Raw genomic sequence first — 20194 nt, 5'->3', positions numbered from 1 at the left:
GAGACATCACTCCAGCGTGTATTTAGAGTAAGTGATGATTGAGCAAGTTGCGATCGCCTTTGAGCATAAAGATTATCAAACAGCTGCTAAATTACTGAAACAGCTGCTAATAGAATCGCCAGAAAATCCTTGGGTACAATTTTATCTCGGTCGGCTGCATGAAGTATCTGGAAAGCTCCCGGATGCAGAAAAAGTCTATCGGCAACTGCTGCGAGATACGAGGAATACTAGAATAGTGACCCTTGCACGTCAAGGTTTGCGACGGCTACAAGAAATCGAACTAGAAGAAAGACAAAGAGCCATTTCTCAAGCAACAGCCGAAGGGAATAACAGCGAACTTGGCGTACTAGTTTTAGAGCCACTCAGTAACGAACTCAAAACAAAAGCCTCTCGAAAATTTGCTCAGATTATGCAGCTAGACCCCTACACTGCACGGCTGGTACTGCCTAGTCGTGGCTGGAGATTGTACCGCATTGGCCCAGTGGGAGAACTAAAATTTTACGGCAAACAGTTACAGCAGGCTAGCATTCCTTGCTTTTGGGCAACAATAGCTCAAATTCAACAAATTCAAGTTTATCAAGTCAAATATTTTCAAGAATCTACCTCACAAGCTACTGTTGTTTGCCGTAATCAGACAAATCAACTCGGTTCTCTTACCTTTGACTGGTCAGAAGTAACAGCAAGAGTAGTAGGACTGTTGCCCATTTTTGAACAAGTTATAGATGTTGATGCCTACCGGAAACTGGAATGGAAAACTCAAACACAAGACTATACTCAGTTTTCTGATTTACACATACCTGGTAGACGTTGCATTCTCCGACTTTATGATAACGGCTATGAATTTCAGCAAGGTTTAGAAATCATTCCCCAAGCTAGCCAAAATACAATCAGAATAAATTGGAATAGTTTATCAAGTTGGATTGACCAGCAACTACCTCAAGTCAAAATTTGGTCAGATTTTACATGCTTTGCAGATACAACATTAGATCAAACAGAAATGCTAGGCCATATCAAGTCTCACATTCATTTGTTGCGTAGAGAACCGACTAATTGGGACTCAGCTTTTCATTTATATAGTGGACTGGTATTTGTTAAATAATTCGTAATACTTCGGCTATGCTCAAGACAAGTTCGTAATTAAGTTACTTATTAGTAAGGACTTACGCAAAATATCTCTCAAACTCTTATTTCTCCGTGTCGCGCCAGTTGCTTCAAGTCTCTTAACCCGCAAGGGCGCACTGGCTTAGATGAAACAGGAATTGCTGACCTAAGCCAACACCTTCAACAATTAAACTTTCCTTCAGGCTTTAGTGGTGAAATCGTCTTTGAGTTCACCGTTAACGAAGGTCGCGTAGCAGGGGTAGTTTTAGATGAAAAAGCCTCGACCCGAAAAGATGCAGTTGTAGTGGAAAAAATTAAGCGATCGCTCCTACTTTGGACAGTTCCCCCATCTACAACTGCTAAACTTATCTTAATATTGCGTATTCACACTTAACTCATCGGTAGTATATATACACAAAACAAACGCTAAATTTCGCGTCTCTGTGATTTAACCAGGGGTTTTAACCTGACGTGCCATGTCTAGGTAAGCGCTCATATTTGCCCCTGGACGCCGACGGACATTAGAGCTAGTAGCGGAAGGAGCGAGATATTTAGGCGCAAAGGTAGTTTCTTTTGGCTCCTCTTTGAGGACTTTGGCTGCTGCGGCTTTTGCATTTTTGCCAGGTTCAACTTTAAGACCCTCAGCAGTCTGAACTAGCGTAACATCAGCTGGTTTGGGATTTTTAGCTGATTTTTCCTTACCCTTAGCTGCTGATTTTTCCTTACCCTTAGCTGCGGCGGTTTTTGTTCCGTTCAATGAAGCTGGCTTGGATGCTTCTGGCGCTTCTGGTGCTTCTGTTGCCGTTATTTTCTTAACATTCGATGCAACTGTCTCTGCTACTTTCTTTACGTTCGATGCTACTTCTTGAGCAGCATCTTTGGCTTCGTCCAATTCCAAGAAGTAGCCGTTGCTTTTCTTCTTTCCTCGTAACAGTCCGGTAACGAAATCCAAAACACCTGAAATTAACTTTTTGATAAAATCCATTACAATTACTCCTGCCTTTTACCTTTTATATTTGAAACTCAACCGTAATTGTTAATAATTACGACAAAATGTTACATTTTCTACTTTGTGTCACCCCATTGTGGTGACAACCCTTATAGGTTTGTGCTTAATCAACATTGTAGTAAAACTATAGGGCAAATGTTCTTTTACAACCACTTGCGGCCTGTATACACCGAGAACTAATTATTAAATTTTACTGTAACTAAGAGCAAGATTCTGAAAGCAGGCTTTACAAAAATTAACATTTATTTGTTTGAAAATTACTGATTGGAGAAAAGCAAGCCCTTTACTTTCAACCAGTGGGGGGAGTGTCATAGCCTGTTGGCAAATAGTGCTGGCTATAAGTTAAATTTTATACAAATTCTCTTTGGGAGCATTTTAGTTAAGACTTACGCAAAAGTACACGCGCTCAGGAGCAATTCATGAATTGCCCTAAGAAGAAAATAAGGGTTTCGGCTATTGTTTCCGTAAGTCCTGTTAGTTTTGCACAATTCTTTTAAAGAATCCGAAAAGCAACAGCTTCAGTTTGTAGAGCAGTATGTACCTACAAAAGTGAAATATACCTCTTAATTCAGCCAGATTTTGTAAATGAACATTAAAAATCAACAACGCAATCCCGTTTTGTTAATACATGGGATTGACGATACAGGGGCAGTTTTCCATAAAATGGCGGCTCAGTTAAGACTACTGGGTTGGTCTGTATATTCCCTAAATCTGGTTCCTAATAATGGTGATGTAGGTCTTGATGAGTTGGCAAAGCAAGTAGCAGATTATGTTACAGCCACCTTTGCGCCAGAACAACGCCTGGATTTAGTAGGCTTCAGCATGGGAGGAATTGTCAGCCGTTACTATGTCCAGCGACTGGGAGGAATTAACCGCGTTGAGCGGTTTATCACAATCTCTTCCCCCCATCATGGAACTGTGGTTGCTTATGGTTCCCAGCGTCCTGGTTGCGTACAAATGCGCCCCGACAGCATTTTTCTCAAGGATTTAAATTCTGATGCTGTAATGTTGGGGCAGCTAAATTTTACATCTATCTGGACACCTTATGATTTGATGATTGTCCCAGCCAATAGTTCACAAATGTCCGTAGGAAGCGAAGTCATAGTACCAGTTGCTCTACACCCTTGGATGCTGACAGACCCCAGGAGTTTAGCAGTAGTAAAAGCAGCCTTAAAAGAGGATATTAAGCTGCCCTTACTTAAAAAAGCATCCAGTCAGTAGCTAGAATGCTTGCCACGCTTGATTTATTCATCTTTAAATTACGAATTACGAATTACGAATTACGAATTTCTTAAGTTCTATCCCCAATTTGCGTATCTTCGTAACTCTCAAAAATTGCCTCTGGGTGACGATAATACTTGAACTCCATGAGGTTATAAAAGGGATCTTCTAAAAAGAAAGTCCGATGCTCAAGAGGAGAACCAACAAAGCGGTTTTTGGTTTCTTCACGAAAAAATAGCTGTTGTTGTTGTGCCTTTTCTAGTAAGTCTTGCCAGTCACATTCTTGGGTAAAAATTAGCCCAAAGTGTCTAGGATATATAGTATGTTGCGGTGTCAAGGGTTCTTTGGTGACGTGAGCCACTAATTGATGACCGTAGAGATTAAGAATCAGGGCGTGATGGTTTTCACGACCAGGAATGCAGCCCAAGCCATCCACGTAATATGCTTTTGTCTGGGCAATGTCAGTTACAGGGAAAGCAAGATGGAATAAAGTTTGGCTCATAGCTTGTGTAGAAAAGACTAGTAGTTGATGCTATCTACAATTTATGCTGTTAAGTCTTGATTGTGGTCAACTTGAACACAGTTTTAATTGACATTAACTTATATGCTTTATCTTTATGACTAAGATTGCAGACTGAATACCACTTCAGCTGCTGCACCCTGCGGCTGGGGACTTCGCCCTACGTCTACATAATTTACACTTAATTATTTAGTCTTGTGCAGCTATAGTAATTTAGATTTGTATGGTACACACTTAAGAACGTAGATTTAATAACTTACAACTTTCGTAAGGTGTTTGATAACTTAATGTATCCTAGAAATTGCTTTGAGTATGTTAAGCACTCGAAGAGTCCACTCAACTAAACAAAAGTTTTGCATTTTGTTTAATCCATGTTCTTTAATCAATATTGCAGTGTATATCTAAGATATTGTTGGTTGTTTGAGACTCAGCTTTCAGGGAATACCTACAAAATTCAGTTAACAATACAAACATATTACTTTACCTGGAGAGGTGTCAAAAATTAAGCAATAGTACAGCACGGCGTAAATAAACCACCCATTCAAAATCAATGAAACTCTTACGTTGTATACTTGTTTGACTTTTGAGAGCCAGTTGCTACCCTGCCTTAACGCTAAGAGCGAACAAGTCGCCACGGCAAGTTAGCACTGACTCAAGATTGATTTTTGCCTTGCGGTACTAGGGGTACTAAATTCGTTATTCTGTTGATATTCAGACAAAATTACTCATGATTAATTGCTGATGTCATCCTTAATTGATTCTGTTAATCCCTGGTTGGTGGCGGTAGGATTAAACACAATTCTATTGGGTTTAGCTTGGATTGCTCCGAAAAAGCTGCTTACCCCTGCTGGATTATTCCACGCCTGGTTTCTAGCCATCCTAATTTGGGTAACTCTAGGCTGGCAAGGATATGCAGTCGTAATGTTCTATTTTCTCGTTGGTTCTGGCGTTACCCGCATCGGGATGGCGCAGAAGGAGGCTGAAGGAATTGCCGAAAAGCGTTCTGGGGCAAGAGGCCCAGAAAATGTTTGGGGTTCAGCTTTGACTGGGGCGCTGTGTGCTTTGGGAGTAGGGATAATAAATTCGGGATTTATTATCCCTAGTTCCCAATCTCTAGTCCCCAATCCCCAGTCCCTATTATTGTTAGGCTATGTAGCGAGTTTCAGTACCAAGCTGGCTGACACCACTGCTAGTGAAGTCGGTAAAGCTTATGGTAAAAGCACCTTTCTAATTACTACACTGCAACCAGTGCCTCGCGGTACAGAAGGAGCGGTAAGCTTGGAAGGGACTTTAGCTGGGATTGTAGCTTCTGTTGCGATCGCATTTGTTGGTTGGGGAGTTGGTTTAATTGATCTATTAGGAGTAGTTTGGTGTGTAGTGGCAGCATTTATTGCTACTAACTTAGAAAGTGTGATTGGGGCAACATTGCAATCTAAGTATAATTGGCTAACCAATGAAGTCGTAAACATTTTTAATACATTAATCGGTGCGATCGCTGCTGTGCTACTCGCCTGGACATGGATAAGTATAATTAAGTAGACAGGTAAGAATAAAGGATTACTTGTTAAGATTTTGCCCTCAGTTGCTACAACTTTGATTAAATGAGAAACACAGTGGATCGAGTTTTAGCAACTGACATAGATAACTGGCAAGAAACAATTCTTAATATGTTTTAATTTATTTTTGCTTATCTAACCTTACGATCATTCATTTTTCTAGAATGATTAGCTTGTAGCAAGCGGCTCCAGCCCTGCTTTTATGCACTTAAATGCTCATTAACTGTATCTACCTGATTATTTATTTGAATTTATAAAGATTTGGTTACACAACTTGTTTTGCCTTATAACTGATATTTTAAATCCTGTTCTGTCCCCACTAGACCGTAAAAGTAATTATGGAAAATTATTTTATTTACTAAATATATAATTTTTTGACAATTTAGATGTAATTAATTCATAAAAACTTTATCATATTTAATGATTAATCACCAGATGATTTTTATATGATTTAATTTAAAAGTCCTATAAATGCTTAACCATTTTCACATAGTTAGTTCATGGAATCTTTATCATTTTTAACAATCAATGACAAAATAATTTCTATTGAGTCAGCAGTAAAATACCTGCAAGCCTCTGGAAAATTGGGACAGTTTATTGGAGATATTCTCCGCCAGTATGTAATTGAGGAAGAAATCCGAACAAGAGACGATATTGAGATTGGTACTGCAATAACTGAACAGGCAATTATTGACTTTAGGCTGAAAAACCAACTAACTGACCCCCAAAGTTTTCAAGAATGGTTAAAGGCTAACAACACAGATTACGCTACCTTTCACACATCGGTGGCTTTTGGTTACAAGTTAGAAAAGCTAAAAGCTTTAGTGACGGGAGCAAAACTCCAAGAATATTTTATTGAACGCAAAATTTTTTTGGATCGGGTAGTACTTTCTCGGATCGTTGTTGATAATCGAGAATTGGCAGATGAACTACAAACTCAAATTGAAGAAGGAGGTAGTTTTGAGCAACTAGCTAAAGAGTATTCCCTTTCAGATGACCGAATTGTGAACGGCATGATGGGAATAGTCAGCCGAGGAAGTATGCCGGATATATTACGGGCAGCTATTGATGTGGCGAGTCCTGGACAATTGATAGGACCAATAGAAATCGTTGGCAAAGACTCTCCGCAAGGAGAAGGACCTTATGGTTTGTTTCGAGTAGAACAATTTCTGCCAGCGTCTTCAGAAGATACTCAACTAAAGCTTGCACTACAAAATGAGTTGTTTGAGAAATGGCTAGCAGAGAAAATTCAAAAACTGACAGTCAAATTACAAGTGAGTTAAATATTCTGAATAATGAATCTTTACGATTAAAAGTGCTAGCTTCTTTGCCTTGGAATCAGCCCCCCTTATGTTGGCTGACTCCCGAACAACAATCCCGATTGGAAAAGGAGTCCCAAACCCGTCAGTATCGTCTTGGAGAGAAAATCTGGTCAAACGATATCGGCGGTTACCAATACTTAATTGTGGCTGGAAAAGTCCGCTTACGAGAAGAAGGAGTTGGCAAACCAATAGCCGCCCTAGATGTGGGGGATTGGTTTGGTGAGTTCCAAAAACTGTCTGCGAATTTTAAAGCTGTAGCTGCTAGTAAAGAAGTAGTAGTAGTGTGTTGGCATACAGCCGTTTGGGCAGAATTTTCAAACCCACAAATTCAGGAATTCTGGCAAGTGTTACCAGTGGGCATGGAGAGAGAGAAAGACACATTTTCCTTCTCTTCGACTCCTTCATTAGCGCCAGCTAGTGAACGAACTTCTAGCCCCCACAGCCTCCAACCCCAAAGAGGACTCCCAGCCGCCAATCAGATCGTCTCAAATTATCCCTTTGTTGCTAGCTGGAACACTGCTGCTGCCTGTTTAACAATGGTGGCACAACAGTTAGAAAATTCTGTGCAACTGGAATGGGTGCAGCGGCAACTCAGAGGACAACGCCCAAAACAGGTTGTGGAAGCAGGAGAAAAGTTAGGGTTAGTGTTGCGGCGGTTACAAGTGAGTTGGGGTGAGTTGCGACAGTTGTCATTTCCAGCTTTACTGCTGTGGAATTCTGATTCGCCCCAGAGTCCTTCTTGGGTGGTAGCTTATGGAGTTAAAGGCGATCGCTTAATTATTGCTAACCCTCTAAATCCTGATCGCATTTGTGAAAGCTTACCACAATCAATAGTTGAAGCATCTTGGGATGGGCGATTGTGGCAAGTAGAACTGATATCCCAGCAAGAAAAATTTAACCTCAGTTGGTTCACCCCAGCAGTTTGGAAGTATAAGAAATTACTAACAGAAGTATTGTTAGCATCTTTTACCTTGCAGCTTTTGGGGTTAACAACACCGCTAATTACGCAAGTCGTCATTGATAAAGTGATGGTGCAGGGGAGTTTGCCGACTCTCGATGTGATGGCGATCGCACTTTTTTGCGTAGCCATATTTGAGTCTATACTTGGCATTCTGCGCCTATTCATTTTTACCCATACAGCTCGTCGTCTGGATTTGAGTTTATCAGCACAGCTATTTCGCCATCTGATGCGTCTGCCTTTGGCTTATTTTGAGTCGCGGCGCGTTGGAGACACAGTAGCACGAGTCCAGGAACTCGAACAAATACGTCAGTTTCTCACAGGTACAGCATTAACTGTGATTTTGGATAGCATCTTTGCTGTGGTGTACCTAGCATTGATGTTTTACTATAACATCCCACTCACCTTTGTAGCCTTAGCAGTACTGCCACTGTTTGCCACATTGACGATAGTTGCAACACCAATTCTGCGTAACTGGCTCAACGAAACCTTTAACCGGAGTGCCGATAGTCAATCGTTTCTAGTTGAGACAATCACCGCAATTCACTCCGTTAAAGCCCATGCAGCAGAACCAGTAGCCCGCGATCGCTGGGAAGGCTTATTTGCTCGTTTCATTCGCACAGGTTTTAAAGCTTCTACCACCTCCAATATCAGCAGCAATATCGGTGACTTTCTCACCAATTTTTCCACCATGCTGATTCTCTGGTTTGGAGCCAAATTAGTTATCGAACAAAAGCTCACAGTCGGACAGCTTGTTGCCTTCCAAATGCTGTCTGGTAGAGTCACAGGCCCACTTTTGCGCTTAGTACAGTTGTGGCAAACCCTCCAACAAGTGCTACTTTCTGTAGATCGCATTGGTGATATTCTCAACGTCTCCCCAGAAGCTGAACTGGGAACAGGTCTAGTTTTACCACCCCTGAAAGGTCAAGTCACCTTCGAGCAAGTATTTTTCCGCTACCGGCCGAACTTTGAAGCAATTCTGCGGGGAATCTCTTTCAATGCCGAACCAGGGCAATTTGTTGGCATTGTCGGACGGAGCGGTTCTGGTAAAAGTACTCTGTCTAAGTTATTGCAACGCCTCTATCAAATTGAATCAGGACGCATCCTTATTGATGGTTTTGATATAAAAAGTGCCGATTTAGCCTCACTGCGGCAACAAGTTAGTGTAGTTCTCCAAGAAGACTTTTTATTCAACGGTTCCATTTTGGAAAATATCACTCTCGGTACTCCCGACATTACCGCAGAGCAAGTAGTAGAGGCGGCAAGACTAGCAGTAGCTCACGATTTTATCAGTCAATTACCCTACGGTTACGAAACTAATGTTGGTGAACGCGGTACCGCTTTATCTGGCGGACAGAGACAACGGATTGCCCTCGCAAGGCTATTTCTTTCCCAAGCACCGATTTTAGTTTTAGATGAAGCTACCAGCGCTTTGGATAGTGAAACTGAACAACAAGTACTGCAAAACCTGCAAAAAGTTTCCGTTAATCGTACCGTGTTTTTAATTGCTCACCGCTTTGCCCCTCTCAAACGTGCTGATTTGATTTTGGTGTTGGAGCAAGGCGTGATTGCCGAACGTGGTACTCACTCACAATTGTTGCAACAAAAGGGTTTGTATTGGTCATTATATCAACGGCAGCAAGCAAACATTTAATTAACTCAAAGCTTGTAGTTACATAAAAGATAAACGTCTGGAAAGCCGCTTAAAGATAGTTTTTGGCGAATGCAGTTATACTCCATTCGCCATTTTAATTTTGATGATTTTAATAATAGGACTTACGCAAATTTATACCTACACAGTTTAAGGTTTTTGGTGCTAATTCAAGCGGATTGTTTTATAACCCGCGATCGCAGTAGTTTTAAAAGTAGTAACAGTCATAACGTTTTCTTCTCATTGCGTTAGTGGCCATTAATACACTTCAAAGATTTAAGATTTACTTGAGGAATTTACTCTTAATAAAAATCGCAGTTTTCAGAAGGTTTTTTGGTAATAAAATTATCATTTTCTTATGAAATTTCATAGTAATTATTGACAATGGGGCTTATTCAAAAATTGAAGTTTTCTAATCGATATTTTAAAGCTTCAAACTGTCAAAAAACGATTGCTATCATTGAGAAAAAATACTTATGGTCATTGATGATGTTAATAACAACGTGTTGTCAACTCAACAGCTAAATGTCACTTCAATTTCTTCATTAGATAGCTTTAAGACCAAAGATGACCACAGCCTCAACTTCAGCAGACCTAGTAGCTATAACTCAGGCGATGCTGATGTGCAGTTGCTAAATAATGGTGACTCCGAAAATAACAGTAACGCTACTACTAATACTTTTAGCGCTCAAAATTATAACTCCACCAATGGCTATGGCTTGATTAATGGAGCAGCAGCAGTGGCTAGAGCTATTGGTCAGAATACCTTTGCTGATGTTCCTGATCTTGGTGGCAATAATTGGGGAGCAGACCTTGTAAAAGCACCAGAAGTCTGGGCAAAGGGATACACAGGTAAAGGTGTTGTTGTCGCTGTTGTTGATACTGGGGTTGACTATAACCACGAGGATTTAAAGGATAATATCTGGACAAATCCCAAGGAAATTGCTGGCAATGGTAAAGATAATGATGGCAACGGCTATGCTAATGACATCCACGGCTGGAACTTTGTTGACAATAATAATAATGTCCTAGATGACAACGGTCATGGTACTCATGTTTCTGGCACGATCGCCGGAGAAAATAATAGCTACGGTGTCACTGGTATTGCTTATGATGCCAAAATTATGCCTGTCAAAGTTTTAGATGACTCTGGCTCTGGTTCCTACACTTCCATTGCTAAAGGCATTCATTATGCTGTGGACAATGGAGCTAACGTGATTAACCTCAGTTTAGGAGGTCCTTATTCCAATCGTACTTTAGAGTCAGCCATTGACTATGCCAGCAGCAAAGGAGTGATTGTCGTCATGGCAGCAGGTAATGATGGTGACTCATCACCAGACTATCCCGCCCGCTATGCATCCAAGTCGGGAATTGCCGTTGGGGCTGTGGATAAGAATAATAATTTGGCTGACTTCTCTAACCGTTCTGGAACAAATGAAATTTCCTATGTCACAGCCCCAGGAGTCAAGGTCTATTCCTCAGTTCCGAATAATCAATATGCTACTTATAGCGGCACGTCTATGGCTGCTCCCCATGTTGCTGGTATAGTTGCCCTGATGCTTAGTGCTAACCACAACTTGACTGATGCCCAAGTCCGTCAGATTGTGGCAGAAACCGCAGGAAATAGTACACAAACTACAAATAGTTCAAATATTTCTAATGTCAGTTCTGTGCCGAGTCAGGCGATGTCTAGGATGGTCACTGAGCTTTCTCGAAGTGCGGGCTACGCCAAAGCAGACACAGCAGAAAATAGTTCACAAGGTACAATCTCTAGTTTCTCTAATTTTAATATTTCCAATGTTAGTTCTCTGGCAAGGCAGGTAATTTCTAACAACAACTTGCTACCTATAAACGCACAAACTAGAAATTATCTCACATCACAGACAATTTCTAGTTTTAATAATTATGATGTCAGTTCTTTAATAGGTCAGGGAGTTACAGAAACAGCAGAATATCTAACACCAGAGACTATTGCTAGTGTTAATAGTTATGATGTCAGTTCTTTAATAGGTCAGGGAGTTACAGAAACAGCAGAATATCTAACACCAGAGACTATTGCTAGTGTTAATAGTTATGATGTCAGTTCTTTAATAGACCAGGCGATGTCTAACGACAAGCTGCTAGGCAATTACCTTTACTCTTGGGTGTAGTCGTTAGAAAAACTTTCGTCCCTTGGAATCCTGGGATGATAGCGATTTAATTGATTGGTAGTAATTGATTTTTTCTGTTCAGCAGGGATATTTCGCCAACCTAAATCTTTGAGGATTCTCTTAGCTGCAACTTCACCTGTTCTACAACCCCCTTCCATATATCCCTGGTAGGACACAGAACAGTGTTCACCAGCAAAAAATAGATTACCTACACGTTCTTGTTCAGCTCCACTTATCCCTGTCCATTGTCCGACTAAATAGCAAGCATAGGAGCCTCGTGTGTACTGTTCTCCAGGCCAATAGGCGCGAATGGCTTGACCTTGACGCAGGTTTTTGATTCCGGGGAAAATTCGATCTAATTGTGGTAATAGTATTTTGGCTTGAGATTCTGCTGAACCTTTACCCAAAGATAAACCATGTTCACCACCAGTAAAGTCAGTAATCAGACCTTTGGGGCTTTTTTGGTAGCGACTGGGTTCCCACGTGTTTTGAAAGCCTGTATCAGTAAATGTTGCAGCTGTTGAGTTATATTTAGTACGCCACAATTTTTGTTGATAGGCTGTAATTAATTTGGCATTTGTACCATATCCTAATTCTGCGATCGCTTTCTGTTTGATTGCTGGTAAATTAACTTTCAACTTCACTAAACGCAAAGTGCTAAAGGGCAATGTCAACAAAATTCTTTCATAAGTACGCTCAAAGGTTCTATATCCAGACCGTAAACTAACTCGATAGCAACCATCGGGACGAATACAGATAGCTTCTAATTCTGTATCAGTTTGTATAAAATTTCCTAAATAATCCGCTAGCAGACGAGGTACTTGATCGTTACCACCACGAATGGTATAACGTTCATCACTTTCGCCGTAGACTGAAAATGTATCAGTGTTAGTACCAATCAAAAACAGTAGATTCAAACAGGATTGTTCTGCTGCTTCTCGACCATATTCGGTAGTATAGGCAACATACAGCATTTCTTGCAAAATGGGATTAATTTTTGCTTGCTCTAAATAATCTCCAATGGAGGTGTTATCTAAAGCGAAAGTTGCCTGATTGTAAGAGCGATAATTTACATCTCCATCCCCAATGGCAACTAAATCCTCGTCAATTTTCTGCGCTAAAGGAATGAAGTAATTAATAATTTCTATTTCAGGAATTTTACGTCCTTTAAAGTACCATGTTTCTGGCACTAATCCTTTATCAGTAGCAAGTAGATCGACTATTGTTAAACCAAGTTCTTGAGCAAGCGATCGTAATTTTTTATGATCTGTATCAATAAATTCTCCACCAACTTCCACAGTCACGTCAGTACCTGCTGCGTTAGTTAAACTACGCATCCGACCACCAACGCCGCTCCTCGCCTCAATGATATCTACAGGAACTCCAGCTTGACGTAAGCGGTAGCCAGCACTCAAGCCAGCAATTCCCGCACCCACTACCAGCACTTTGGGAATTGTGGCAAAAGCCGCAGAATCACGTCCATTATGCCAGGTAGCTGTAGCTAATGCGCTTGCTAATCCCAAACCCCCAAAAAGTAAGCGGCGACGAGTGGTTCTTTGTTTTAAAATATCAACTATCTCATCGGTGGGAATGCCAGTTTTAAGCGATGCCCTCGCAATTTTATAAGCGCGTTGCAAAGATACCATTAGTGCAGACTTAGCCATCAAGCACACCTCTATTACTGCTAATTATCAAATAATATTAATAATAATCGCTGTTGGAAATAACTTTTTTGATTAAGTTAGGAATTAAATATAAAAAGTAATTAAATATTGGTGTCAACTTAACGTATAAGCTAGATTTGGCGAACTTTCCAGGTTTGACCCTCACACCCAACCCCTCTCCCAATTTTGGGAGAGGGGAGCAAATTGTCTAGTTCCCCGAATCTCAAGTTGGGATTCGGGGTTAGGGGATAAGGGCAAAACGTCCTCTCAAAGCAGATTTTTTCTTAAGTTGACAGTAATCACTAGAAGCGATAGCCTAATCCAGCTTGGAAGCTGACAGCATCAGCATCACTATTTCTGTAGGCATCAATGCCCCATTTAGTATCGCCATAAGCAATGACATTGTTGCTAACTTCTGATTCAATACCAAGGGTGACTACAGGTGCATTCTGATTGCCCAATGGGGTTTTTTGACCTTCGTCAGTTACAAAAGAATAACCACCACCGAAGTAAACATTAGTATTTTTGGCGATGGGCGCATCGTAAGTCAGTATGGGCATAATTGCGGCAGCATCACCACCATAAAGCACAGAACCCCGCAATGAAACAGGCGCATTGGGAACGGCGTAACGTCCTTGAATATTACCACCAATTTGTGCTTGATCGTTTCCTTGTCCGCCACTGGTTGCACCAACCGCAATACCAGCACCGATGTAATTGGCGTTTGTACCAGCTGTTTGAGCCGAAGCAATTCCAGCCGAGAGGACAATGGAAGCAACAGCGAGGAAAGAGGCAGCTAATTTTGTAAGTTTCATAGAATTCTTCTCACTAGAGTTAGGTAAAATCAATATTCTCTAGTACTAGAATCTCTTTTTTTACAAAATCTAACCTCGCACATCTGGTTCACCCAAGTGGCTGAATTCTTTCTCACCTACTTGGGTCTACCAAGTGAAATATTCAAATAATAATTATTTCTTCAAAAAGCGCTGACGTAGACGAGATATAAAAGTATTCACCTCTGGTATCTTCATTGATGAAGCGATCGCAGCAAACACTGCAATCCCCACGAAGCCAGATATACATAACTCCAACATCAGAGTCAGTAAACCTGTTTTCCCTAAGAATTGTTGAGAAACAACCAATGTCCCATAGCTGGCTACCCCACCTACCACGCTACCAGCAGTCAAACCCAAAATCGGCAAACTCCATTCCCGCCAAGGTAAACCATTGAGCTTGCGATCGAGCAACCATAACAGCATCAACATTGAACTGCAATTTACACCCACTGTTGCTAACACCAAACCGGGAGCGCCAAAAGGTTTAACAAAAAACCAATCTAATATCATGTTGAGCAAAATATTAAAAATACTGATGCGAAAAGGTGTCTGTCCATCGCCTATAGCATAGAATACCCGCACCAAAACATCACGTCCCAAATAGGCAAACATGCCAATTCCATAAGCGACTAGCAAGGATGAAACTAGCTGTGTAGCTTCTGGCTTGAAAGCACCGCGCTCATATACCACCTGCACAATAGGTACAGATAACGACACCATTAACGCCCCTAGCGGTAGCATGGTGAAAGCAGTAAGTAGCAGTCCTTGGCGAATGCGTAATTTTAAATCTGGCCAATTTTCGGGGCTGGCAAGTCTGGCAAATATTGGTAACAGGGGCAGTAAAATGATATTAGAAATAATCCCTAACGGAGTTTGGACTAATAAATTCCCATAGTTAAATCCTGCCGCAGCACCAGGGATCGGACTGGCAAAATAAAGGTCAGTCGCAACATTAATTGGCATCATTCCAGAAGAAACTGTTGCCGGAGTCATGATTTTAATCACTTCTTGAACGCCTGGGGATTTAAAATCAAACCGCAGGCGTAATGTGCCGAGTCCTAATCGCCACTGGACAATTAGCTGCACTAACCACTGGAGAACTGCTCCTGCTAAGGTTCCCCAAGCTAACACCATTCCACCGATTAAAGCGTATTCCGGCTTAATAATATCTTTGCCCAGTTGCATAGCCAAGATCCCAAGGCCGACAACAACGGTAATACTAGATAATAAGGGACTAATGGAGAGTAACCAATATTGATTGGCTGTATTGAGAGTACCAAAGCCAATGCCAATTAAACCGGCAAATAAAGCCATTGGTGCCATAATGCGGAGTTGTTGAATGGCGATCGCTCTGGTTGTCGCCTCCAAACCATGACCGACTAAATCAACGATCGCATCCGCAAATAAAAATTGAGCCACTGTCACCACCAACAGCGATCCAGCTACCAGCGTTGTCACGGTTTCCACTAGGGGAGCCGCTTCTTCTCGCCGCCGCTTGGCTAAAACGCTGACAACAGCACTGTGTAATGGCCCATTGACCCCACCGAGTAATATTAATAGAAAGCCAGGGATAATATAGGCATAACTATAGGCGGTGGCAGCAGCACCAACACCAAAAGCGGCAGCGATCGCTTGCTGCCGCACTAAACCGAAGATTTTACTAATTAATGTGGCTGCGGCAACAATGCCAGCAATTCCAGCGAAAGAACGAGAGGGTTTTTGGTCTTGTTGTGTCACGAATATTACCCGACAACTCTTGCAGAGTGCATACTTTAAAACATTTAACCTGAAATCCCGTAGTCTGTCAGGTAAATTTTGACAAATTACTTATTTTACATGCTTTCGCCCTACAGCCCTTTAGGTATCCTACGGCGGGTATTGTCACGATCGCTCAAGGGACTTCCAAATAAAATCGCAAAGTGAGCAGGGGGAGTAGGGGAAGAAAATATCTGATAGTCGTCTTAGAGACTTCCAAATAAAAAAATACCCAAAAAACTGGCTAAAAAACTCTCTCCTCCTTATTCCTCTGTGTTCTCTGTGTTCTCTGTGGTTCGTTTATTTGAGTAATTTATTTATTGATGCATTAGAGGAAAAATTTAAAACTATACAGCAAAGGTATTTGAAGTTATCTAAAAAGTGTCCGACAATACCCTTAAACCTCATCTAAGTTGAGAACCGTAGTTTTTGCCCTCACCCTAAATCCCTCTCCCAGATATGGGAGAGGGACTTTGAAATTCTGGCTCCCCGAATCCCTCTCTCTGGGATTCGGGGTTGGGGAATGAGGGCAAATTCTTTTCATCATCGAAGAACTACAGGTTTCAAGATAGACGCGGTTTAACTATCTGGATTACTACGGAAGCTGTTAATAATCAGATTGTAATTAGAATAGCTGATAATAGTCTAGGGATTCCAGAAGAGGTGCGATCGCACATGTTTGATCCCTTCTTCACTACCAAAGCCCCAGGTAAAGGTACGGGGTTAGGATTATCTATCAGCCATCAAATAATAGTTGAAAAACATCATGACCAGATTAAATGTTCCTCAAAACCAGGAGAAGGAACAGAGTTTTTAATTGAAATTCCCAGTGGTAATTAGAAGCGAGTGGTAGCTCAAGGCGGGAGTCACGCATTCAAAAGTTAAGAATAGTTGGAGGTTGGGTTGATTTGTGTTACCCAACAAACCCTGCAATATGTTAGGTAACACGAATCAACCCAACCTAACTATCGACAACCTAAACTATCTCGCGTTGACATACCTGTAACCGGATTTACCCCATCAGCCCTTTCACACATTAGCGACACTTGATAACGGTCAATCAAAGCGTCTGTAAAATCAGCACCTGTAATTTCGGCATCGAAAAAACGGCTGCGAGTCAAAGTTGCTTCTGTAAAAATGGCATTTTTCAGGTTAGCACCATCCATCGTGACGCGATCGACTAAAGCGCCGCTCAAGTTTGCTCCTTCCAAATTTGCTTTTAACAAAACTCCTTTAGTGAGAATTGCGTTAGTTAAATTCGCTCCTTGAAAATTTGTCCCCCGCATTTCTGCTGCGACAAAAGTCACACCTGCCAAATCAGCATGAGAAAAGTCACGATTTTCTAAATTTATATTGTTGTAGTTGATTGTATTCATTTGAGCAAATGCCGGTTTTGGATTAAGTATTAACCAGAAAAATGCGAGTATCAAAATCACAATCAAACCAAAAAAGCGCAGTAAAATCTTTTTCATAACTTTATTATTTTTCTTTTGTCATTAGTCCTCTCTTACAAAGTTCTGATCGCCGGAAGCCGGCGCTCAGACTTTGCGCTTTGTCATTTGTCCTCTGTTAGTGAACAATGACTAATGACTCTTAGCTATTTCCAATCTTTACCAATCCGAATTGTGAGATCAGATTCTAAATCACCAATCGCCGCTACCTCAATTTGACCCAAGCCTAAGACTTTTTGCAAATCAACTCCAACTTGTCGGTTGCCTTTTTGGACAACAATCTGAGTTTGACGTTGGGTATCTGGCCAATCAGGTACTTTGTAAATATTAGTAAAGCCTTTGTGTTTCAGATAAGCAATAACTTTTTCAGTTAACTGAGGTTGATTGGAAGCATTTTGAATAGCAATTTTGAGGTTAGGAACCTGACGCATATCTGGTTTCAGACCAGGGACATTTACCCCAACATAATCATTCAACAGGCTTTGTTGTCCAGTCATATTTAGCCAATAGCTATCAGGGTCTTTGCTAAAACGGCTAAACGTACCAGGCAACACGGTCATTTGGAAATTATCCCGATCTAAGTTGAGGCCGAAATTCACCAACGCCATCATTTCTTCCATCTTCAGGTTGCTATCAAAGTATTTTCGCATCAAGCGAGTTAATTGAGGCAACCTGGGTAAGACGGTAGGACTATTTAAGCGTTGCAGCAGGGCTGCTATTAGTGCTTGCTGACGCTGCACTCTTGGCAAATCTCCCAAACCTGGTTCCCGGAATCGGACAAACTGTTCTGCTTGTTCGCCGTTGAGGGTTTGCCAGCCACTGACTAAATTAATCGACAGACGACTGCTAGAGTCTTTATATTCCATTGATTGCGGAACAAAAACCTCTACTCCGCCTAACTGATCGACTAACTGCCGTAATCCACTGGTAGAAATACGGATGTAGCGATCGATTGGGGCATTGTTTAAGGTACGGCTAACTACCCGTGCTGCCAAGACTGGGCCGCCTTTGGCATTGGCATCAGATACCTTAGTTAAACCCTTTTCTCCCTTTTCTGGAATGGCGATCATCGTATCTTTGGGAATCGAAAGCACCCGTACAGATTTATCACTAGGGTTAAGCCGTACCAGCAGCATGGTGTCGCTTTTCCCAGCAAAGCTTTCTGGTGAACCGTCAACAGTACCGTTAACTGGTTCAATCCCCATAATTAAAATATTCATCGGTCGTGAAAGCTGATACTGGGAGAGTTTGCTCCATAACTCCCCTGGTAGTGGTATTTTTACCTCGTCTTTAGTAGTAGTTCCTAAATCTTCATCTGTTCGATCTAGATTGCTCCATAAGGGAGTCCACAGCGCTAAAATTGATACTAGTAGTCCAGATAAGATGATGCCGATGACAACCGTCATGATCCACAACAGCCATCGAGGCATGGTTAAGCCCAGTCTCTCATAAAGCTGATTGGGAATTGCGCCCACTGATTCGACAACACTACGGTTGGGATTCGCTGGCGGGTTTAGTTCTACCTCTTCCTCTAAATCCTCTACTGGTGAAGCTGTTACTTGATTTTCTGTTCGTTGAAGTTGCTGCGGTTTCACCTCAGGTTCAAATTCTACAACTTGCTGAGATGTCAAAGGATTTTCTGACCATTCGACTTGTTTTATCACAATTATCTCCCCACTCAACCACTCCCTAAAAGTATGTTAATCCAAGCTACAAATATTGCCAGTGGAAAAGCTCACTGTAAACTTGTAATGTTCTTCGGTAAGCCTGTATGACAACATGAATACTTTATTGTTCCCCGTAATCCTTGCTGGTGGTAAAGGTGAACGTTTTTGGCCCCTGAGTCGCAAAAACCGACCCAAGCAATTTTTAAGTCTTGATGGTAGCTCTAGAAGTTTATTACAAGCAACCGCCGATCGATTGATTGAACTCGGTGGCGGTGAGTCCAGCGCTGCAAGAAACTCTCCCGCAACAGGCGACTGGCGAACCCCTTGGGGGTGGGATTCCTTGTGGGTAATTACTTCTAGTCAGATAGCTGAAGGGGTAAGACAACAATTACCCCATCTACCATCTCAGAACTTATTGATTGAGTCGGAAGGAAGAGACACCGCCGCCGCCGTTGCTTGGACAAGTTTGGAAATCAAACAGCGCTATGGAGAAGACGCTGTTATTGGCTTTTTCCCTGCTGACCACTGGATTGCTGACCAAGAGGCGTTTGCACACACATTAAGCGCGGCTACGCAACTAGCAGCAAGCACAGCAGCGATCGTTACACTGGGGATCAAGCCTACTTTTCCATCAACCGGTTACGGTTACATTGAACAAGGTGAAAAAATAGGTAGCTTTAATGAGTTGCCAGCTTATCACGTCAACCGCTTTACAGAAAAGCCCAACCGTGAAACGGCGGAGACTTTTTTATCTACGGGACGCTTTAGCTGGAATAGTGGCATGTTCGTTTTTCGGGCAGGGGTTATTCTCAAGGAATTACATACCCATGCGCCAGAAATTATCGAACCTTTAGAACAACATGGCCCTGATATCTATCCCCAGTTGCCTAAGAAGAGTATAGACTATGCGCTAATGGAAAAGACAACTCTAGCATACGTTTTGCCAGTTGATTTTGGTTGGGATGATTTAGGAGATTGGAATGCGATCGAACGCTTACTCAAGACAGAAGAGAATCCCAATGTAGAACTTGCTACGCACGTAGGGCTAGATACTCGGGGGGCGATTATTTACGCCTCAAATCCAGAGGATGTAGTTGTTACAATTGGTTTAGAGGACGTGGTGATTGTGCGCGATCGCAATGTCACCCTCGTTGTTAAAAAAGAACGTACCCAGGAAATCAAGCAGATCCTCAAAATTCTCCAAAGCGATTCCCGATTTACCGACCTGCTATAAAAGTTAAAACCCTTGGTAGAGGCGAAAAAGCCTATTTTCCCATTATAACTTGACTTTGGGAATTGCGAATGAGGCATTGGGCAATTCAATTTTAGATTT

15 protein-coding genes and 1 pseudogene are annotated in these 20194 nt (G+C 41.7%); 9 read left to right on the top strand and 7 right to left on the bottom strand.

Features of this window, described 5'->3' with window-relative positions; translation table 11 throughout:
• Nucleotides 1–34: 34 nt before the first annotated feature.
• Both V7K32_RS24850 and V7K32_RS28905 read left to right on the top strand, forming a co-directional pair.
• Nucleotides 35–1099 carry a tetratricopeptide repeat protein gene (locus tag V7K32_RS24850; RefSeq protein WP_334996951.1) on the top strand — a complete coding sequence of 355 codons (1065 nt, stop codon included), beginning with the start codon at nt 35–37 and terminating at the stop codon, nt 1097–1099.
• Between the two features lie 72 nt (nt 1100–1171).
• On the top strand, nt 1172–1495 hold the full coding sequence (locus V7K32_RS28905) for an after-VIT domain-containing protein (protein ID WP_442938804.1): 324 nt from the start codon (nt 1172–1174) through the stop codon (nt 1493–1495).
• Between the two features lie 54 nt (nt 1496–1549).
• Here the strand turns inward: V7K32_RS28905 and V7K32_RS24845 are convergent, their stop codons facing one another.
• On the bottom strand, nt 1550–2086 hold the full coding sequence (locus tag V7K32_RS24845) for a hypothetical protein (RefSeq protein ID WP_334996949.1): 537 nt from the start codon (nt 2084–2086) through the stop codon (nt 1550–1552).
• 609 nt (nt 2087–2695) lie between these two features.
• On the opposite strand from V7K32_RS24845, the gene V7K32_RS24840 reads away from it, so the two are divergent.
• Nucleotides 2696–3331: an esterase/lipase family protein gene (locus tag V7K32_RS24840; RefSeq protein ID WP_334996947.1), complete on the top strand. Its 636-nt coding sequence runs from the start codon at nt 2696–2698 to the stop codon at nt 3329–3331.
• 70 nt (nt 3332–3401) lie between these two features.
• Here the strand turns inward: V7K32_RS24840 and V7K32_RS24835 are convergent, their stop codons facing one another.
• The gene (locus V7K32_RS24835; protein ID WP_334996945.1) at nt 3402–3833 is read right to left on the bottom strand and encodes a VOC family protein; all 432 of its coding nucleotides are present in this window, start codon (nt 3831–3833) and stop codon (nt 3402–3404) included.
• A 759-nt stretch (nt 3834–4592) separates the two neighbouring features.
• Between V7K32_RS24835 and V7K32_RS24830 the strand changes: the two genes are divergently transcribed.
• The 4 genes from V7K32_RS24830 to V7K32_RS24815 all read left to right on the top strand — a co-directional run bounded on the left by V7K32_RS24830 (nt 4593) and on the right by V7K32_RS24815 (nt 11488).
• Nucleotides 4593–5390, top strand: coding sequence for a TIGR00297 family protein (locus tag V7K32_RS24830; RefSeq protein ID WP_334996943.1), 798 nt, complete (start codon nt 4593–4595; stop codon nt 5388–5390).
• Between the two features lie 517 nt (nt 5391–5907).
• On the top strand, nt 5908–6690 hold the full coding sequence (locus V7K32_RS24825) for a peptidylprolyl isomerase (RefSeq protein WP_334996942.1): 783 nt from the start codon (nt 5908–5910) through the stop codon (nt 6688–6690).
• A complete protein-coding gene (locus V7K32_RS24820; RefSeq protein ID WP_334996940.1) occupies nt 6639–9341 on the top strand; it encodes a type I secretion system permease/ATPase in 2703 nt (900 codons plus the stop codon). Before V7K32_RS24825 ends, V7K32_RS24820 begins: the two co-directional genes overlap by 52 nt.
• Nucleotides 9342–9814: 473 nt before the next feature.
• Complete coding sequence (locus V7K32_RS24815; protein ID WP_334996938.1) at nt 9815–11488, top strand: S8 family peptidase; 1674 nt, start codon at nt 9815–9817, stop codon at nt 11486–11488.
• Here V7K32_RS24815 and V7K32_RS24810 read toward each other — a convergent pair.
• From V7K32_RS24810 to murJ, 3 genes are all read right to left on the bottom strand, one after another.
• Nucleotides 11473–13152 (bottom strand): flavin monoamine oxidase family protein, encoded by a 1680-nt coding sequence (locus tag V7K32_RS24810; RefSeq protein WP_334996936.1) that lies wholly within the window; start codon nt 13150–13152, stop codon nt 11473–11475. The two genes, V7K32_RS24815 and V7K32_RS24810, sit on opposite strands and share 16 nt — an antisense overlap.
• Before the next feature lie 302 nt (nt 13153–13454).
• Nucleotides 13455–13967, bottom strand: a complete 513-nt coding sequence (locus V7K32_RS24805) for an outer membrane beta-barrel protein (protein WP_334996934.1) — start codon at nt 13965–13967, stop codon at nt 13455–13457.
• A gap of 153 nt (nt 13968–14120) precedes the next feature.
• Nucleotides 14121–15725, bottom strand: a complete 1605-nt coding sequence (gene murJ / locus V7K32_RS24800; protein WP_334996932.1) for a murein biosynthesis integral membrane protein MurJ — start codon at nt 15723–15725, stop codon at nt 14121–14123.
• Between the two features lie 603 nt (nt 15726–16328).
• Here murJ and V7K32_RS24795 point away from each other — a divergent pair.
• Nucleotides 16329–16583, top strand: a pseudogene (locus V7K32_RS24795) (sensor histidine kinase); the annotation flags it as partial.
• Nucleotides 16584–16708: 125 nt separating this feature from the next.
• On the opposite strand, the gene V7K32_RS24790 reads toward V7K32_RS24795, so the two are convergent.
• Nucleotides 16709–17215 carry a pentapeptide repeat-containing protein gene (locus V7K32_RS24790; RefSeq protein ID WP_334996930.1) on the bottom strand — a complete coding sequence of 169 codons (507 nt, stop codon included), beginning with the start codon at nt 17213–17215 and terminating at the stop codon, nt 16709–16711.
• Between the two features lie 125 nt (nt 17216–17340).
• The gene (locus V7K32_RS24785; RefSeq protein WP_334996928.1) at nt 17341–18858 is read right to left on the bottom strand and encodes an LCP family protein; all 1518 of its coding nucleotides are present in this window, start codon (nt 18856–18858) and stop codon (nt 17341–17343) included.
• A gap of 115 nt (nt 18859–18973) precedes the next feature.
• Between V7K32_RS24785 and V7K32_RS24780 the strand changes: the two genes are divergently transcribed.
• Nucleotides 18974–20095, top strand: coding sequence for a mannose-1-phosphate guanylyltransferase (locus V7K32_RS24780; protein WP_334996926.1), 1122 nt, complete (start codon nt 18974–18976; stop codon nt 20093–20095).
• Nucleotides 20096–20194 lie beyond the last annotated feature (99 nt).

Origin of the sequence: Nostoc sp., from assembly GCF_036917635.1 — a bacterium.
Lineage (GTDB): Bacteria > Cyanobacteriota > Cyanobacteriia > Cyanobacteriales > Nostocaceae > Nostoc.
This window is presented reverse-complemented; position numbering and strand designations above follow the sequence as displayed.

What these genes read in the sequence shown, in the direction of transcription:
- V7K32_RS24850 (WP_334996951.1), top strand. Translation starts at nt 35, where the DNA reads ATGATTGAGCAAGTTGCGATCGCCTTTGAGCATAAAGATTATCAAACA.
- V7K32_RS24845 (WP_334996949.1), bottom strand. Translation starts at nt 2,086, where the DNA reads ATGGATTTTATCAAAAAGTTAATTTCAGGTGTTTTGGATTTCGTTACC.
- V7K32_RS24840 (WP_334996947.1), top strand. Translation starts at nt 2,696, where the DNA reads ATGAACATTAAAAATCAACAACGCAATCCCGTTTTGTTAATACATGGG.
- V7K32_RS24835 (WP_334996945.1), bottom strand. Translation starts at nt 3,833, where the DNA reads ATGAGCCAAACTTTATTCCATCTTGCTTTCCCTGTAACTGACATTGCC.
- V7K32_RS24830 (WP_334996943.1), top strand. Translation starts at nt 4,593, where the DNA reads ATGTCATCCTTAATTGATTCTGTTAATCCCTGGTTGGTGGCGGTAGGA.
- V7K32_RS24825 (WP_334996942.1), top strand. Translation starts at nt 5,908, where the DNA reads ATGGAATCTTTATCATTTTTAACAATCAATGACAAAATAATTTCTATT.
- V7K32_RS24820 (WP_334996940.1), top strand. Translation starts at nt 6,639, where the DNA reads ATGGCTAGCAGAGAAAATTCAAAAACTGACAGTCAAATTACAAGTGAG.
- V7K32_RS24815 (WP_334996938.1), top strand. Translation starts at nt 9,815, where the DNA reads ATGGTCATTGATGATGTTAATAACAACGTGTTGTCAACTCAACAGCTA.
- V7K32_RS24810 (WP_334996936.1), bottom strand. Translation starts at nt 13,152, where the DNA reads ATGGCTAAGTCTGCACTAATGGTATCTTTGCAACGCGCTTATAAAATT.
- V7K32_RS24805 (WP_334996934.1), bottom strand. Translation starts at nt 13,967, where the DNA reads ATGAAACTTACAAAATTAGCTGCCTCTTTCCTCGCTGTTGCTTCCATT.
- V7K32_RS24790 (WP_334996930.1), bottom strand. Translation starts at nt 17,215, where the DNA reads ATGAAAAAGATTTTACTGCGCTTTTTTGGTTTGATTGTGATTTTGATA.
- V7K32_RS24780 (WP_334996926.1), top strand. Translation starts at nt 18,974, where the DNA reads ATGAATACTTTATTGTTCCCCGTAATCCTTGCTGGTGGTAAAGGTGAA.